The organism is Burkholderia sp. 8Y (assembly GCF_902506145.1).
GTDB lineage: Bacteria > Pseudomonadota > Gammaproteobacteria > Burkholderiales > Burkholderiaceae > Caballeronia.
Map to the genome: position 1 here is coordinate 2,650,890 of NZ_LR733520.1, position 16,803 is coordinate 2,667,692.

Annotated in this window: 15 protein-coding genes; 6 read left to right on the plus strand and 9 right to left on the minus strand. The window is 63.5% G+C overall.

What is annotated here, in order from left to right:
- Positions 1–57 precede the first annotated feature (57 nt).
- Positions 58–561: an Lrp/AsnC family transcriptional regulator gene (locus GV035_RS23055; protein WP_159837217.1), complete on the minus strand. Its 504-nt coding sequence runs from the start codon at positions 559–561 to the stop codon at positions 58–60.
- Between the two features lie 145 nt (positions 562–706).
- On the opposite strand from GV035_RS23055, the gene hppD reads away from it, so the two are divergent.
- Positions 707–1,807: a 4-hydroxyphenylpyruvate dioxygenase gene (hppD, locus tag GV035_RS23060; RefSeq protein ID WP_159837218.1), complete on the plus strand. Its 1,101-nt coding sequence runs from the start codon at positions 707–709 to the stop codon at positions 1,805–1,807.
- A 134-nt stretch (positions 1,808–1,941) separates the two neighbouring features.
- On the opposite strand, the gene GV035_RS23065 is transcribed toward hppD, so the two are convergent.
- Positions 1,942–2,082 carry a hypothetical protein gene (locus GV035_RS23065; RefSeq protein WP_236572695.1) on the minus strand — a complete coding sequence of 47 codons (141 nt, stop codon included), beginning with the start codon at positions 2,080–2,082 and terminating at the stop codon, positions 1,942–1,944.
- A 338-nt stretch (positions 2,083–2,420) separates the two neighbouring features.
- On the opposite strand from GV035_RS23065, the gene GV035_RS23070 reads away from it, so the two are divergent.
- Positions 2,421–6,002: an indolepyruvate ferredoxin oxidoreductase family protein gene (locus tag GV035_RS23070; RefSeq protein WP_159837219.1), complete on the plus strand. Its 3,582-nt coding sequence runs from the start codon at positions 2,421–2,423 to the stop codon at positions 6,000–6,002.
- 51 nt (positions 6,003–6,053) lie between these two features.
- Here GV035_RS23070 and GV035_RS23075 read toward each other — a convergent pair whose 3' ends face one another.
- From GV035_RS23075 to GV035_RS23085, 3 genes are all read right to left on the minus strand, one after another.
- Positions 6,054–6,233 (minus strand): hypothetical protein, encoded by a 180-nt coding sequence (locus GV035_RS23075; RefSeq protein ID WP_236572697.1) that lies wholly within the window; start codon positions 6,231–6,233, stop codon positions 6,054–6,056.
- Between the two features lie 267 nt (positions 6,234–6,500).
- Complete coding sequence (locus GV035_RS23080) at positions 6,501–8,780, minus strand: NADP-dependent malic enzyme (RefSeq protein WP_159837221.1); 2,280 nt, start codon at positions 8,778–8,780, stop codon at positions 6,501–6,503.
- Between the two features lie 287 nt (positions 8,781–9,067).
- Entirely contained in the window at positions 9,068–10,309 is a 1,242-nt protein-coding gene (locus tag GV035_RS23085) for an MFS transporter (protein ID WP_159837222.1), read from the minus strand.
- A 305-nt stretch (positions 10,310–10,614) separates the two neighbouring features.
- Between GV035_RS23085 and GV035_RS23090 the strand changes: the two genes are divergently transcribed.
- Positions 10,615–11,301, plus strand: a complete 687-nt coding sequence (locus GV035_RS23090; protein WP_159837223.1) for an orotate phosphoribosyltransferase — start codon at positions 10,615–10,617, stop codon at positions 11,299–11,301.
- Positions 11,302–11,382: 81 nt separating this feature from the next.
- On the opposite strand, the gene GV035_RS23095 is transcribed toward GV035_RS23090, so the two are convergent.
- Entirely contained in the window at positions 11,383–12,096 is a 714-nt protein-coding gene (locus GV035_RS23095) for a response regulator (RefSeq protein ID WP_159837224.1), read from the minus strand.
- Between the two features lie 278 nt (positions 12,097–12,374).
- On the opposite strand from GV035_RS23095, the gene GV035_RS23100 reads away from it, so the two are divergent.
- From GV035_RS23100 to argC, 3 genes are all read left to right on the plus strand, one after another.
- Positions 12,375–12,968 carry a YbhB/YbcL family Raf kinase inhibitor-like protein gene (locus GV035_RS23100; RefSeq protein WP_159837225.1) on the plus strand — a complete coding sequence of 198 codons (594 nt, stop codon included), beginning with the start codon at positions 12,375–12,377 and terminating at the stop codon, positions 12,966–12,968.
- A gap of 198 nt (positions 12,969–13,166) precedes the next feature.
- Positions 13,167–13,766 (plus strand): flavodoxin family protein, encoded by a 600-nt coding sequence (locus GV035_RS23105; protein ID WP_159837226.1) that lies wholly within the window; start codon positions 13,167–13,169, stop codon positions 13,764–13,766.
- Between the two features lie 114 nt (positions 13,767–13,880).
- Positions 13,881–14,834, plus strand: coding sequence for an N-acetyl-gamma-glutamyl-phosphate reductase (gene argC / locus GV035_RS23110; RefSeq protein ID WP_159837227.1), 954 nt, complete (start codon positions 13,881–13,883; stop codon positions 14,832–14,834).
- A 179-nt stretch (positions 14,835–15,013) separates the two neighbouring features.
- On the opposite strand, the gene GV035_RS23115 is transcribed toward argC, so the two are convergent.
- From GV035_RS23115 to GV035_RS23125, 3 genes are all read right to left on the minus strand, one after another.
- Positions 15,014–15,379, minus strand: coding sequence for a response regulator (locus GV035_RS23115; RefSeq protein WP_159837228.1), 366 nt, complete (start codon positions 15,377–15,379; stop codon positions 15,014–15,016).
- Positions 15,380–15,386: 7 nt separating this feature from the next.
- Positions 15,387–15,821, minus strand: coding sequence for a hypothetical protein (locus GV035_RS23120; RefSeq protein ID WP_159838165.1), 435 nt, complete (start codon positions 15,819–15,821; stop codon positions 15,387–15,389).
- Between the two features lie 264 nt (positions 15,822–16,085).
- On the minus strand, positions 16,086–16,748 hold the full coding sequence (locus tag GV035_RS23125) for a LysE family translocator (RefSeq protein WP_159837229.1): 663 nt from the start codon (positions 16,746–16,748) through the stop codon (positions 16,086–16,088).
- Between the last annotated feature and the right edge of the window lie 55 nt (positions 16,749–16,803).

The window sequence follows — 16,803 nt, forward strand, 5'->3', positions numbered from 1 at the left end:
CCAGCGGGACCATGACACAGGGCGGCTCGGACCGCCCTTATTCGTTTCGGGGCCGGCTCACCGCAGCGGCAGCGCGGTCGTCTCCTTGATGCGTTCCAGCGAGAAGCTCGAGCGCACGTCGATCACCGAAGGGTGATGCAGCAGTTGATCCTGCACGAAGCGCGAAAAATGGTCCATGTCGCGCACCTGAACGCGCAGCAGAAAATCCATCTCTCCGGTCATCGCGTCGCAGGCCACCACTTCCGGCCAGGAACGCACGGCTTCGCGGAACAGATCGCCGTGCGTCGGCCGATTCGGCGTGCCCGCCGCCGCCGGCATGCCGCCGCGTTTCTCCAGCCGCACGTTGATGTACGCGAGCAGCCCAAGGCCGAGCTTCTTCGCGTCGAGCAGCGCGACGTAGCCACGAATGACGCCTGTCTCCTCCAGCCGGCGAATCCGCCGCAAACACGGGCTCGGCGACAGATTCACGCGATCCGCGATTTCCTGATTCGACAGCCGCCCGTTTTCCTGAAGAATCGCGAGGATTCTCCGATCCATCGTGTCCAGCTCCGGTTCGGCCATGTTCGGTCTCCACTCAGGCTCAAGTAGCAGTTTCGTGCGCAATATTAGAAACGAGCGATTTGTTTCGCAAGTTTTTGCCGCTGACTGCTCGCTAAACTTTCCCGACATCGCGGCAAGGCGCCGCATCCGAAAACAGGAGACACGCATGAGCACTTCGACCTGGGAAAATCCCGTCGGCACCGACGGTTTCGAATTCATCGAATACACCGCGCCGGACCCGGTCGCGCTCGGCAAGCTGTTTGAGCAAATGGGTTTCACGGCCATCGCGCGGCACCGGCACAAGAACGTGACGCTGTATCGGCAGGGCGAGATCAACTTCATCGTCAACGCAGAGCCTGATTCGTTCGCGCAACGTTTTGCGCGCCTGCACGGGCCGTCGATCTGCGCGATCGCGTTTCGTGTCGCGGACGCGGCGAAAGCGTACAAGCGCGCCCTCGACCTCGGCGCATGGGGCTTCGACAACAAAACCGGCCCGATGGAACTGAATATTCCCGCGATCAAGGGCATCGGCGATTCGCTGATCTATTTCGTGGACCGCTGGCGCGGCAAGAACGGCGCGCAGCCGGGCAGCATCGGCGATATCAGCATCTACGACGTCGACTTCGAGCCGATTGCCGGGGCGAATCAGAATCCCGTCGGTCACGGGCTGACGTATATCGATCACCTGACGCATAACGTGCATCGCGGCCGGATGATCGAATGGGCGGAATTCTATGAGCGCCTCTTCAATTTCCGCGAAGTGCGTTATTTTGATATCGAAGGCAAGGTGACGGCGGTCAAATCCAAAGCGATGACCTCGCCGTGCGGCAAGATCCGCATTCCGATCAACGAAGAAGGCTCGGAAAACGCCGGTCAGATTCAGGAATATCTCGACGCGTATCGCGGCGAAGGCATTCAGCACATCGCGCTCGGCACCGACAATATCTATGAGACCGTCGACGGCCTGCGCGCGTCGAATATCGCGCTGCTCGACACTATCGACACGTATTACGAACTCGTCGACCGGCGCGTGCCGAACCACGGCGAATCGATCGCGGAACTGAAGAAGCGCAAGATTCTCATCGACGGCGTCCGCGACGAAATCTTGCTGCAAATCTTCACGGAGAATCAGATCGGCCCGATCTTCTTCGAGATCATTCAGCGCAAGGGCAATCAGGGCTTCGGCGAGGGCAACTTCAAGGCGCTGTTCGAATCGATCGAACTGGATCAGATGCGGCGCGGCGTGCTGAAAGGCACGAGCGCGTAAAACCGAAAAGGCGCAAAAAAGGGACATGAACGCGGCGTTCATGTCCCTTTCGTTTTTCTGACAGATGTCTAGGCGGCGCTGTCGTCGCTGCTCTGCTCGGATTCGCGGCGCTCGCCGCGGCGCATCTGCGGCGTCTAAATACGCACCTGCGCGACGGGCGGAACGGAAGTGGCCCCGAACGGCGTGCCGCTCGCGCGCGCGCCGCCCACCGGCGCGCTGATCGCGAAAAAGGCCGCCGAGACCATGAGGAAACTCTGGATGTGGCGTTGCTTCATTATTTTCTCCTTCTGACTGCGTGTTTACGGCTGCTGGCACCTCCGCGCTTTGAAAAGACCAGGCGAAACTGCGCAAGCGCCCGTTTAGACACAGCCGCGACCGAGGGTTCCGCCCATCGGTCACATTTACACCCTGTAACAAACGTCTCGACGCACCGCGCCGCGCGTCAACGTTTTGACGCAAACTGCACCTAAGTGAGGATTTTTTAACGGGTTTCTCCCACTGTCTGGAACGCGCGGGCATCGGCAAACTTGAAGTCCCGGCCTGCGCGTCCACAAGACGCAACGGCCCGAAACATGCTTTGGCGATCCCAAACTCGGGTGGAGGAGTACACAGAATGAACGCCCCGCTAGACGCAGAACAAAGAGCTTCGCTAGAAGCCGCGCTGAAATCCGTCACGCTCGACGACAAGTACACCCTCGAACGCGGCCGCGCGTACATGAGCGGCATCCAGGCGCTGGTTCGCCTGCCGATGCTTCAGCAAGAACGCGACCGAGCCGCCGGTCTCAACACCGCCGGGTTCATCTCCGGCTATCGCGGTTCTCCCCTTGGTGGTCTCGACCAGTCGCTCTGGAAGGCGAAGCAGCATCTCGCGGCGCATCAGGTCGTGTTTCAGCCGGGCGTGAACGAAGACCTCGCGGCCACCGCCGTCTGGGGATCGCAGCAAGTCAATCTGTACCCGAGCGCCAAATACGACGGCGTGTTCTCGATGTGGTACGGCAAAGGCCCCGGCGTCGACCGTTCGGGCGATGTCTTCAAGCACGGCAATTCCGCCGGATCGTCGCAGCATGGCGGCGTGCTCGTGCTCGCGGGCGACGACCACGCGGCGAAGTCATCGACGCTCGCGCATCAGTCCGAGCACATCTTCAAGGCGTGCGGCCTGCCGGTGCTGTTTCCGTCGAACGTGCAGGAATACCTCGACTTCGGCCTGCACGGCTGGGCGATGTCGCGCTACTCCGGCCTCTGGGTCGCGATGAAATGCGTGACCGACGTGGTGGAATCGTCGGCGTCGGTGGATATCGACCCGCATCGCACGCAGATCGTGATTCCGACCGATTTCGCGATGCCGGACGGCGGCCTCAACATCCGCTGGCCCGATCCGCCGCTCGTGCAGGAAGCGCGTCTGCTCGACTACAAGTGGTACGCCGCGCTCGCCTACGTGCGCGCGAACAAGCTCGACCGCATCGAGATCGATGCGCCGCACGCGCGCTTCGGCATCATGACGGGCGGCAAGGCGTATCTCGACGTGCGTCAGGCGCTGACGGACCTCGGCCTCGACGACCAAACCTGCGCGCAGATCGGCATCCGTCTGTACAAGGTCGGCTGCGTGTGGCCGCTCGAAGCGCAAGGCGCGCAAGAGTTCGCGCGCGGCCTCCAGGAGATTCTGGTGGTCGAGGAGAAGCGCCAGATTCTCGAATACGCGATCAAGGAAGAGCTTTACAACTGGCCGGATGCGCAACGTCCGCGCGTCTTCGGCAAGTTCGACGAGAAAGACGGCGCGGGCGGCGAATGGTCCGTGCCGATGGGCAACTGGTTGCTGCCCGCGCACTACGAGCTGTCGCCCGCGATCATCGCGAAGGCCATTGCCGCGCGGCTCGCGAAATTCGACCTGCCCGCCGACGTGCGCGCGCGCATCGCGGCCCGCATCGCCGTGATCGAGGCGAAGGAAAAGGCGCTCGCGCGGCCACGCGTGGAAGCGGAGCGGAAGCCCTGGTTCTGCTCCGGCTGCCCGCACAACACGTCGACGAACGTTCCTGAAGGCTCGCGCGCAATGGCGGGCATCGGCTGTCACTACATGACGGTCTGGATGGACCGCAACACGAGCACATTCAGCCAGATGGGCGGCGAAGGCGTCGCGTGGGTCGGGCAGGCGCCGTTCACCCACGACAAGCACGTATTCGCCAATCTCGGCGACGGCACGTACTTCCATTCGGGGCTGCTCGCGATTCGCGCGGCGATCGCCTCGAAGGTCAACATCACGTACAAGATCTTGTACAACGACGCCGTTGCGATGACCGGCGGCCAGCCGGTCGACGGCGTGCTGACCGTGCCGCAGATCACGCATCAGCTCGCGGCGGAAGGCGCGGCGAAGATCGTCATCGTCACGGATCAGCCGGAAAAATACACGCCGAACGTCGGGCTTGCGCCGGGCATCGACGTGCATCATCGCGACGAACTCGATGACATTCAGCGCCAGTTGCGCGAGATTGCCGGCACGTCGATTCTGATCTACGACCAGACCTGCGCCACCGAAAAGCGCCGCCGCAGGAAGCGCGGCGCGTTTCCGGACCCGGCGAAGCGCGTCGTCATCAACGAGGCCGTGTGCGAAGGCTGCGGCGATTGCTCGGTCAAGTCGAACTGCCTGTCCGTCGAGCCGCTCGACACGGAATACGGCACGAAGCGGCAGATCAATCAGTCGACGTGCAACAAGGATTACTCGTGTCTGAACGGCTTCTGCCCGAGCTTCGTGACGGTCGAAGGCGGCCAGTTGAAGAAGCCGAAGGCGACGAGCGTCGCCGGCGATGCGATGCCGCCGGTCCCGACGCCCGAACTGCCCGAGATCGACCGGCCGTACGGCGTGCTGGTCACGGGCGTCGGCGGAACGGGCGTCGTCACGATCGGCGCGCTGCTTGGCATGGCGGCGCATCTGGAGCAAAAGGGCGTCACCGTGCTCGACGTGACCGGCCTCGCGCAGAAAGGCGGCGCCGTGATGAGTCACGTGCAGATCGCGAACCGCCCGACCGATATTCACGCGACGCGCATCGCGATGGGCGAGGCAGATCTCGTCATCGGCTGCGACGCGATTGTCACGGCAAGCGACGAATGCGGCTCGCGGATGCAGCCGGGCCACACGCGCGTGGTCGTGAACAGCGCGCAAACGCCGACCGCCGCGTTCATCAAGGACCCGAACTGGCGCTTTCCGGGCGCGAGCGCGGAGGCCGATATCCGCGCGGCGGCGGGCGAGCACGTGGCGCTCGTCGATGCCAACCGCTTCGCCGTCGCGCTGATGGGCGACGCCATCTACACGAATCCGTTCGTGCTGGGTTATGCGTGGCAGATGGGCTGGGTGCCGCTGCGGCACGAGTCGATTGCGCGCGCCATCGAGCTGAACGCCGTGCAGGTCGAGAAGAATCTTGCCGCGTTCGAATGGGGCCGCCGCGCCGCGCACGATATTGCGGCTGTAACGCGCCTCGCACAGGGAACACGTGCGACGCCGGATGCGGCGCCGGGCAAAATCATCGCGTTGCACACGCCGAAGGGGCTGGATGCGCTGATCGACAAGCGCCTCGACTACCTCGCGAAGTATCAGAACGCCGCGTATGCCGCGCATTACGGACGGCTCGTCGCGCAAGTGCGCGCGGCGGAAGCGGAACTGGGCGTCGGCGATTATCTGCTGACCGAGGCCGTCGCGAAGAATCTGCACAAGCTGATGGCGTACAAGGACGAATACGAAGTCGCGCGTTTATATGCCGACCCGGCTTTCCTTGACAAGGTGCGCAGCAGTTTCGAAGGTGACTGGAAGATCAAGATGCATCTTGCACCGCCGTCCTTGTCGAAGAAGGACGCGCACGGACACTTGGTCAAAAAGCAGTACGGCCCGTGGATGATGTCGGCGATGCGCGTGCTCGCGCGATTGAAGTTCCTGCGCGGGACGGCGCTCGATCCGTTCGGCCGCACGGAAGAGCGGAAGATGGAGCGGGCGTTAATTGGCGAGTACGAGGCGCTGGTTAAGGAACTGATCGCCGGATTGACGATGCAGAAGCTCCCGCTGGCGATTGAACTGGCGAGTCTGCCGGATTCCATGCGCGGCTACGGGCATATCAAGGACAACAACGTCAAGGCGGCTAAGGTGAAGTGGGAGAAGCTGCTGGCGCGGTGGCGTTCTGATGAAGGTGGGGAGAAGCGGCAGGTGGCTTGATCGGTTGCCGCTTCACGCTCGAAGGCGGTTCGCGAAAGCGGACCGCCTTTTTCATTGCGACGCCTTCGCATTGGCCTCGCCGAACATCGTGGTGATGAATCGCTGGGCTTCCTCGATGCTCACTCGTTTGAACGCCGCTGCATGGTGTGCGTAGAGCAACGGCGTTCCTCGACATCGAATCAACTTCACGTCCAGGCGAAACAGCGTGCCGATAGGGTACTGCGCGCGCATACTTTTGCTGCACTCCACGCGAAATTCCGTGCTAAACCCTTGGCCCGCTAACGGACGCACACGGATTGGCGACGATGAGTTTTCGCCTCGCGCACGAAACGTTTGAACTATTATCTCCAACGACCGCTCCGTTCGTTCATTTGGATACCGAATTAAACCATGACCGGGCCGAAAGACATTCGACCGCTCGAGATAAGGCGTCTTCAAAACAAAAAACGGCGACCCAGCCCCCCGAATCGCCGTCCATTACTTCTACGCTAAACCGCGTTACTTCCCCTTCATCACGCTCGCGTTTGCCGAAGCCACCGCCGTCATATTAATAATCCGCCGCACGGTCGCCGCCGGCGTCAGAATATGCACGGGCTTCGAAGCGCCCAGCAAGAACGGCCCCACCGTCACGCCTTCCCCGCTCACCATCTTGAGCAAGTTGTACGTGATATTCGCCGCTTCCACGTTCGGCATGATGAGCAGATTCGCCTCGCCCGAAAGCGTCGTGCCGGGGAACGACGCCTTGCGCACCGTCTCCGACAAAGCCGCATCGCCGTGCATTTCGCCATCGACTTCGAGATTCGGCGCGCGCTCCGCGATCAGCTTGCGCGCCTCGGCCATGCGCTTGCTCGACGCGCTCGGCACGCTGCCGAAGTTTGAATTCGACACGAGCGCGACCTTCGGCTGAATGCCAAACCGCTCGATTTCGCGCGCCGCGAGAATCGTCATGTCGGCGAGTTGCTCGGGCGTCGGCAGTTCGTTGACGTAGGTATCGCTGATGAAGATATTGCGCCCTTGCAGCATCAGCAGGTTCATCGCCGCGAAGTTGTCCGCGCCTTCAGCCTTGCCGAGCACCTGATCGATAAACTTCAGGTGATCCTGATACGTGTCGATGAGGCCGCAGATCATGCCGTCCGCATCGCCGGTATGCACGAGGATCGCGCCGATTAGCGTGTTGAACTTGCGCAGCGCCGCCTTCGCGCTGTCCGGCGTCACGCCCTGACGCGCGGCGATCTCGTGATACGCCTGCCAGCTTTTCTGATAGCGCGGATCGTCTTCCGGATTCACGATCTCGAAATCGACGCCCGGCTTGAGCTTCGAGCCCATCTTCTGCAGACGCATTTCGACGACCGCCGGCCGCCCGATGATGATCGGCTTCGCGATGTTCTCGAGCAGCACGAATTGCGCGGCGCGCAGCACGCGCTCGTCCTCGCCTTCCGCGAACGCGATGCGCGCGGGCGCGGCCTTCGCCGCCGCGAACACGGGGCGCATCACCATGCCGGTGCGGTAGACGGTCGCGCCGAGCGTCTCGCGATACGCGTCCATGTCCTGAATCGGGCGCGTCGCGACGCCGGAATCCATCGCGGCTTGTGCGACAGCCGGCGCAATCTTGATGATGAGACGCGGATCGAACGGCTTCGGAATCAGATATTCCGGACCGAATTCGAGCGAATGGCCTTCGTACGCCTTCGCGACTTCATCGCCCTGATCGGTCTCTTCCGCCAGTTCCGCGATCGCGCGCACGCACGCGAGCTTCATCTGTTCCGTGATGGTCGTCGCGCCGACATCCAGCGCGCCGCGGAAGATGAACGGGAAGCACAGCACGTTGTTGACCTGGTTCGGATAGTCCGAACGGCCCGTCGCGATGATGCAGTCCGGGCGCACCTTCTTCGCCTCTTCGGGCCGGATTTCCGGCTCGGGATTGGCCAGCGCGAGAATCAGCGGCTTGTCGGCCATCGTCACGACCATCTCCGGCTTGAGCACGCCCGCGCTCGAACAGCCGAGGAACACGTCGCAGCCGTGCATCGCGTCGCCGAGCGTGCGCGCGTCCGTGCTCGCCTGATACCGCTCCTTCGACGCATCCAGATTGCCGCGCCCTTCGAAGATCACGCCCTTCGAATCGACGACGATGGTGTTCGACTTCTTCAGGCCGAGATCCACCAGCAGGTCCAGACACGCGATGGCCGCCGCGCCCGCGCCCGAGCAGACGAGCTTCACGTTGTCGAGCGTCTTGCCGACCACTTTCAGGCCGTTGAGAATCGCCGCCGACGCGATGATCGCCGTACCGTGCTGATCGTCATGGAAGACGGGAATCTTCATGCGCTCGCGCAGCTTCTTTTCGATGTAGAAGCATTCCGGCGCCTTGATGTCCTCCAGATTGATGCCGCCGAGCGTCGGTTCCAGCATCGCGATGGCGTCGACGAGCTTGTCCGGATCGGTCTCGTCCAGTTCGATATCGAAGACGTCGATGCCCGCGAACTTCTTGAACAGGCAGCCTTTGCCCTCCATGACCGGCTTGGCCGCGAGCGGACCGATGTTGCCGAGGCCGAGCACGGCGGTGCCGTTCGTCACGACGCCGACGAGGTTCGCGCGCGACGTGTACTTCTGCGCGTCGAGCGGTTCGTCGTAGATCGCCATGCACGCAGCCGCGACGCCCGGCGAATACGCGAGCGACAAGTCGAGCTGGTTGGACAGCGGTTTGGTCGGCGTGACGGAAATCTTGCCGGGACGCGGATTTTGGTGGTACGCGAGTGCGCTTTGCTTCAGTTGTTCGTCCATGATTAGCCTGAGACGTTTGGAAATTATTTGAACAGGGGTTCACAGCCGGCGGCCACGGAGCACGGTGGGCGGAATGTGAATCGATGGACCAAGGTTTTCAGTCACCCGGCGCGTCGGATAGACGCAGCGTGCCGCCCGGCAGGGGTGAAGCGGGCGAACGGAGCCTTGTTTTTGGATGTTCAGTGTACACCGCGTATTCGAAATGACGCGACGCAGCAATCAACGCGCAAAGCGTTGCTGGGCGTGCGTTTCATCGGACGAAGGGACGAAGGCGCGCGCCGTTTCGTTCAGTCGAGTTCCACGCCGCGCTTTTCGGGAATGAGAAAGAGCGTCGCCGCGACGTCGAGCAGATAGATGCTGGCGAGAAACGCGAGCGCCACCGCGAACGTGTAGCGCGCCGCGAGCGCGCCCACGACGACCGGCCCCAGTCCGCCGACCGCTCGCCCGATGTTGAACAGCACGTTCTGCGCGGTGGCGCGCGCTTCGGTCGGATAAATCTCGGAGATCAGCGCGCCGTAGCCGCCGATCATCCCGTTGACGAACACGCCCATCGCCGCGCCGCCGATCAGGAGCGCGGCCGGGCTCGTCAGGTTCGAATAGACGAAGACCATCGCGACCGCGCCGATCTGATACGCGAGAAACGCGGGCTTGCGCCCGAAGCGGTCGGCGGCGATGCCGAAAAGCCAGATGCCGAGCGCCATGCCGAGCACGGTCGCCGCCGTCCAGAGGCCCGATTTCGTGAGCGAATAGCCGAAGGTCTTCGACAGATAGCTCGGCAGCCAGATCATCAGCCCGTAGTAGCCGAAGTTCTGCACCGAGCACAGCACGATCACGCCGAGGCTCGCGCGTGCGGTGCGTGCATCGTCGAAAAGGCGCTTGAACGGCAGTTTGCGCACGGGGGCGGTGGCGCGGCGCGCGGTGAAAAGCGCCGGCTCGGCGACGCGCCGCCGCACCAGAAACGAGACGACCGCCGGAGCCAGGCCGACGGCGAACATGCCGCGCCAGCCGATCATCGGCAAGAGAAGCGGCGTGAGGAGCGCGGCGGCCAGCACGCCGAGCTGCCAGCCAAGCCCGACATACGACGACACGCGCGCCCGCTGCCGCGCGGGCCACGCCTCAGCGACGAGCGCCATGCCGATGCCGAACTCGCCGCCCAGCCCGACGCCCGCCATCGTGCGATAGAACAACAGGTCGCCGTATCCGCGTGCGAGCGCGCAAAGGCCGGTGAACACGGCGAACAGCAGGATGGTCCACGTGAGCATCCGCACGCGCCCGTAGGAGTCGGACAGCACGCCGAACACGACGCCGCCCGCCACCGCGCCCGCGAGCGTCCATGTGACAAGCGCGCCGGATTGGGCGGGCGTCAAGTGCAAGTCGGCAGCGATCGCGGGGAGCATGAAGCCGAGAATCAGCAGATCGAAGCCGTCCATCGCGTAGCCGAGCACGGAGGCGGCGAGCGCATGCCACGCGTGGCGAGGTAAGGAACCGAGGGAATCGGGAGAATCGGTCGGGCGGGAAGCGGGTGTCATCGGGGCGAATGCGTTGAGGGCGCGGCGAGTGTACTGGCGAGCGGGCCGCCGTCACAACCGGAAAAAAGTCGCCTGCGCGACTGCCGCCGCGCTGCTCGCCCCGCCGCGCAGGCTCGGGTAAAATCGCGGGTTAGCTGTGCATGGGACAACGCAGGCGCTCACGCGCCGAGTCCCGTCGACACGCGCGCAGAAAAGCGCCAGACAGCCCTTCGAAAGACGGCTCGTCCGGCGTCCGATTCATGCGCCAGGGCCCTCGCGGCCGCCTTCCGCTTCCAGAAGCGCCACATCAGTCCAAGGATTCGCCCATGACAGGCTTCGATCGCCAGACGATCTCCGACACCACCGCCAAGATGCTGCTCGAAGTGCAGGCGGTGCATTTCAACGCGGAAAAACCGTTCATCTTCACGTCCGGCTGGGCGAGCCCGGTGTACATCGACTGCCGCAAGCTGATTTCGTATCCGCGCGTGCGTCGCGGGCTGATGGAAATGGCCGAAGCGACCATTCTGCGCGATGTCGGCTACGAGCAGATCGACGCCGTCGCGGGCGGCGAGACCGCCGGTATCCCGTTCGCCGCGTGGATCGCCGACCGTCTGATGGTGCCGATGCAGTACGTGCGCAAGAAGCCGAAGGGTTTCGGCCGCAACGCACAGATCGAAGGCTTGCTGACCGAAGGTCAGCGCGTGCTGCTGGTCGAAGACCTGACCACGGACAGCCGCAGCAAGATCAACTTCATCAATGCGCTGCGCACGGCGGGCGCGACGGTGAACCACTGCTTCGTGCTGTTCCACTACAACATCTTCAAGGAAAGCGTGTCCGTGCTGAAGGACATCGACGTGGACCTGCACGCGCTCGCCACGTGGTGGGACGTGTTGCGCGTCGCGAAGCAACAGGGCTATTTCGAATCGAAGACGCTGGATGAAGTCGAAAAATTCCTGCACGCACCGGCCGAATGGTCGGCGGCGCACGGCGGCGCCACTGCCACGCCGCAATAAATAATCGTTGCCAGTTGTCGATTGAAAATAAAAAGCCGCTGATTCAGTCAGCGGCTTTTTTATTCTTTGGCGAATGTGCGCCTATAACGACTTCGAATCCGACAACGGCGTGTCTTCGAGCGAGCCATCGCCTGTATAGGCGGACAGGTTCATTAATCCGTTACTTTGCGCGTATTGGAATAATTCGGAATCACGTTCGATGCCGAGTTTGCGCATCGCCGTGTTCTTCTGCGTGCTGATGGTCTTGATACTGCGCCGCAGTTGTCCCGCGATTTCCGTAATGGTCATGCCCGACACGAAGAGGCGCACCACTTCCAGTTCGCGCTTGGACAGGATAACGCCGCGCTGCTGTCCAGACGCGCCGATGCCCATGCTGTCCAGCGCCGCCTTCACCGACGGCCCGAGATACTCTTGCCCGCGCATCACGTGCTGGATGGCCCAGCCGATATGGTTCATGTCGTCGGCCTTGTTGATGATCGACACGACGCCGACTTCGCGCAAACGTTTGAGCAAAGCCGGATTTTCGAGCATGGTCAGCACCACGAGCCGCACCTTCGGAAACTGCCGGCCGATATAGCCGAGCAGCGGCATGCCGTCGCCGTATGAGCCGCCGGGCATGGCGAGATCGGTCACCAGCACGTCGCACGGCGTTTTCTGCAGCAGCTGGACGAGTTCAGTGGACTGACGCGCCTGGCCAACGACATCGACTTCCGGAAACTTGCTGAGCGCCTGCGCGGCGCCGAACAAAATCACAGGATGGTCGTCTGCGATGATGACCTGAATTCGCTGGCTCATTTATTCTTCTCCCAAATCCGGTCGACTGACTGCCACGCGAATCAAGTTCAAATGGTTCATATGTTGATCTACGAAGTTGAATCTTCGCCATCAGCCGCACGCACATAACGAGGACGACTGATTTTGCGCCATAGGTTAAGTCCCAAGGATCAACCTTTTAATGCTTTGTTGCAATGTTAAACTGCAACCTCCTACGAAGCGCATCACTGAGACAAAAAACATCGTTGCAGTGGGCGAAACGCTGCTATATGAGCTTCAGCCGCTGCCAGGAGTCAGCCATGCGCCTCGCATGTCGAATCGTGCGTTCGGGTAATGCTGTCGCTGCATTCACGCTCGGCCTCGCCAGTGGGGCGGCGGTTCTGTGTCATGCGCGCGTCGCGGCGGCGCAAGACGCCTTCTCGGTGACGAGCCCGGAATTGGCGCCGGGCAAGGCCATCGGCCGTGAGCTGCTTTTCAACGAATCGGACTGCAAGGGCGGCAATCGCTCGCCGCAGCTTTCGTGGCGCGGTGCGCCCGCGCAGACCCGCAGCTTCGCCGTGACGATTTTCGATCCCGACGCGCCCGGCCGTGGCTGGTGGCACTGGGCTGTCGCCGGCATTCCGCCGACGGTCACGCGCTTGCCGGCAAACGCCAGCGCCTCGGGCGCGCTGCGCAAGATCGGCGCGGTGGAAGCGCGCAACGACTGGGACACCGACGGCTACGGCGGCCCCTGCCCGCCGCCCGGCAAGCCGCATCGGTATATCGTCACCGTGTACGCGCTCAATAGCGACGACTTGCGCCTGCGCCAGGGCACGCCCGCGCTCATGTTCGATCACGAGATTCGCGCGACGGCCATCGCAAGCGCGCAACTCACATTCACAGTCGGACGATAGCGGCCGCGCCATTGTTTCGCCGCGTGCGTGCGTTAGCGCCGGTATCGCGAAAATTGGCCGCGCTAGACTGACTGCGTCCGTCCGCCGGTCGCGCTTCTAGCTCGATGTCTCCGCGAACCGCCTAGTCGTGAAGCACCGGCGGCCATCACGCAACACGCGCGTCGCTGCTCGCGCCGCCACGCGCGGCAAGAGGGAATCATGCCGAACATCGTCATCGTGTATCACAGCGGCTACGGTCACACGAAGAAAGTCGCGGAAGCCGTGCTCGCCGGCGCCACCGAAGCCGGCGCGAACGGCAAGCTGATGCCCGTCGGCGAGGTGGACGACGCCGCATGGGCCGAACTCGAAGCCGCCGACGCCATCATTTTCGGCGCGCCGACCTACATGGGCGGCCCGTCCGCGGACTTCAAGAAATTTGCCGACGCCAGCTCCAAGCCCTGGTTCGAGCAGAAGTGGAAGGACAAGATCGCGGCGGGCTTCACCAACTCCGCGCACATGAACGGCGACAAGTTCCTGACCATTTCCTACTTCGTCACGCTCGCGATGCAGCACGGCATGCTCTGGGTGGGCGCGGGCATGATGCCGTCGAACACGAAAGCCGCCACGCGCAACGACCTGAACTTCGTTGGCGGCTTCACGGGGCTGCTCACGCAGTCGCCCGCGGATGCGTCGCCGGAAGAAGCGCCGCCGCCCGGCGATATCGAGACGGCGAAGACGTTCGGCGCGCGCATCGCCGCCGTCGCGGCGCGCTGGGCGCATCGTCCGGACGAATCCGAGGCGGCACCGGCGACGCCCTGACGCGCGCCGCCGCCGCATCGACGTCAACCGGACATCAAGCGGCCTCGAAATCGCCTTAGAATGGCGGTTCTGCGGCGGGCGCACGCGCGGCGGCCACGAACCAGCGAGATCGAGATGACCACGAAAGTATTTGTCGACGGACAGGAAGGCACCACCGGCCTGAAGATTTTCGAATATCTGTCGCAGCGCCGTGACATCGAAGTGCTGCGCATCGACGAGGCGAAGCGCAAGGACGTCGAGGAGCGCCGCCGGCTGATCAACGCCTCGGACGTGACGTTCCTATGCCTGCCGGATGTCGCGTCGCGGGAGTCGGTTGCGCTCGTGGAACCGGGCAACGACCGGACCTGCGTGATCGACGCGAGCACCGCCTTCCGCACGGACGACGACTGGGCGTACGGCCTGCCCGAGCTGTCGCGCGCGCAGCGCGAGCGGCTGCGCACGGCGAAGCGCATCGCGGTGCCGGGCTGCCACGCGTCGGCGTTCGTTCTGTCCATGCAGCCGCTCGTTGCAGGCGGGCTCGTGCCGGCCAATTTCCCCGCGCACGCCTATTCGATCACCGGCTACAGCGGCGGCGGCAAGAAGATGATCGCGGAATACGAAGCCGGCGGCGATGCGCGCCTCGATAGTCCGCGCGCCTACGCGCTCGGCCTGACGCACAAGCATCTGCCGGAGATGTCGGTCCGCACGGGTTTGTCGCGCGCCCCGATTTTCACGCCGATCGTCGGACCGTTCCTGAAGGGCCTCGCGGTCACCACTTACGTCTCGCCGGACCAGCTCGCGCGTGCTGCCAAGCCGCAGGACGTGCGCGACATGCTCGCCGAATACTATGCCGGCGAGCCGTTCGTGCGCGTCATGCCGTTCGACGCGGACAGCAATCTGGACAGCGGTTTCTTCGACGTGCAAGCCTGCAACGACACGAATCGCGTCGACGTGTTCGTGTTCGGAAATGACGAGCGTTTCGTCACCGTGACGCGCCTCGACAATCTGGGCAAGGGCGCTTCGGGCGCGGCGATTCAGTGCATGAACCTCGCCATCGGCGCGGACGAAGCGACCGGACTCGCGCGCTAACTTACGCTTATTCGGCATCTGGAGCCGGCCTGCGGGCCGGCTTTTTCATGCGCCGCAACATACAAGCGACGGACGAAAAAAAGCCCGCCTAGGTTGGCGGGCTGAATCCATATCAGTGGAGACATGGAGGAGACAGGGACCACTATAGCAAGAATTTTGGTGCATTGCAACACGATCCATCACGGCTGCGTCATCGACAAGACGAATTGAAGCTGATCCGCCGAAATCGGCTTGACGAGATGGATGTCGAAGCCAGCCTCGAGCGTCATTTCGCGATGTTGCGGCTGGCCCCAGCCGGTCAGCGCGACGAGGAGCATGGCGGCTCCGTTCGGCGCCTTGCGCAGTTCGCGCGCGGCGGCGAGGCCGTCGACGAGCGGCATGCCGAGATCGAGAATCACCACTTCCGGCGCGAACTGCGCCGCCACTTCTACCGCCTGCGCGCCGTTGGCAGCGAGTGCGACTTCGTGGCCCATGCCGTTGAGAAGATTCGCGAGGCCGGCGAGCGCGTCGTCGTCGTCATCGGCTATCAGGATGCGCTTGCTCACGATGGCCTCACCGGGTTGCGTGGATTTCGAGCTTCAGTTTGTTCGAGCCGGCCTGTGCCGCCGTGATTTCCGTGCGCGCGCCGCGTGCGCCGACATAGAAATGCTGGCGAGCGGGCGAGTTCTGATCGTGCGTGGCGTCGGGCAGGCAGGAGGCGATGTCGGCGGCCACGCCTTGCAGCGCGTCGGCGCCGGAGCTGCCGTGCGGCGTCCAAGTGCAGCGATAGTCGGTCTGGGAGGCGGCGCATTGGGCGTCGTCGCCGTAGGGCAGCGCGAGCGGCCGACCGTCGATGGCCGTCAGCGAGGAGAACGTCGGCGATGCCGCCACGATGTGCTTCAGGGCATCGCAAGAGCTGGGCGTATCGTCGGCGCGGGCGGCGGGCGCGGTCGTCAGCACACCGCAATAAAGTGCGGCGAACGCGACGTTGAAGGTCTTCCCATGCATCCGTGTCTCCTGTGGGCGGTCACTGCGGCTTGAGCTTTCCACCGCCAACCTCAGCGGATCGGTCAGCCGCGGTCGGCTCGCGACCGGCACCCATCTGATCGTGCATCGCCCCAAACGTAAGACCGATCACGATGGCTACTATCCCCCGCCCAGCGGCCCGCGTATGTTCGGAAGCGAATGAAGGCTCGACATAAGTCGAGCAAACCGTGCGCCCGTTCGGGCGAGGCTTCGAGGGCGAACGCACACAGGATCGGCCGAAGATGCTCAGTGCCGAAGCAGCGCCATCATCGCGCCGAAGCCGATGAACACGCCGCCCGTCAGCCGGTTGAATGCCTTCGCGACCGCCGCGCTTTTCAGCTTCTCGCCGATGCGCGCGCCGAGCCCCGCATAGACCGCGAACCAGCTCACCTCGATTACCGCGAGCGTCGCGACGAGCACCGCGAATTGCGGCAGCACAGGCCGCGCCGCGTCGATGAATTGCGGCAGCAGCGCCGCCGCGAAGAGCATTGACTTGGGATTGCTGCCCGCAACGATAAAGCCGTTGCGAAAGAGCGCCGCCGGTTTCGCGTACGGCGTCGGCGCTTCGCTGCTTTCGCCGCTTTGATCGCTTTGATCGCTTTGGTCGCGAACCGCAATCGCGCTCGCCTTCGCGCGCCAGCTTTTGACGCCTAGCCAAACGAGATACGCCGCGCCGATAAGACGCAGCGCATCGAAGAGACGCGGCCACGCTTCGAGAAACACGCCGAGCCCTGCCGCCGACACCGACACCATCAGAACGAGCGCGCCGAGAGAGCCGGCCATCGTCGCGATGGAGCGGCGCAGGCCGAAGCGTGCGCCGTGCGTCATCACGAGCAGCATGGTGGGGCCTGGAATAGCGGATACGACGAACACCGTGGCGACGAACATCCACCAGACATGCAGACTCATTGCGGCTCACCAGGAAGAAAGCGGGACCGCGATTATGCCGCGTCTTCCCGCCTTG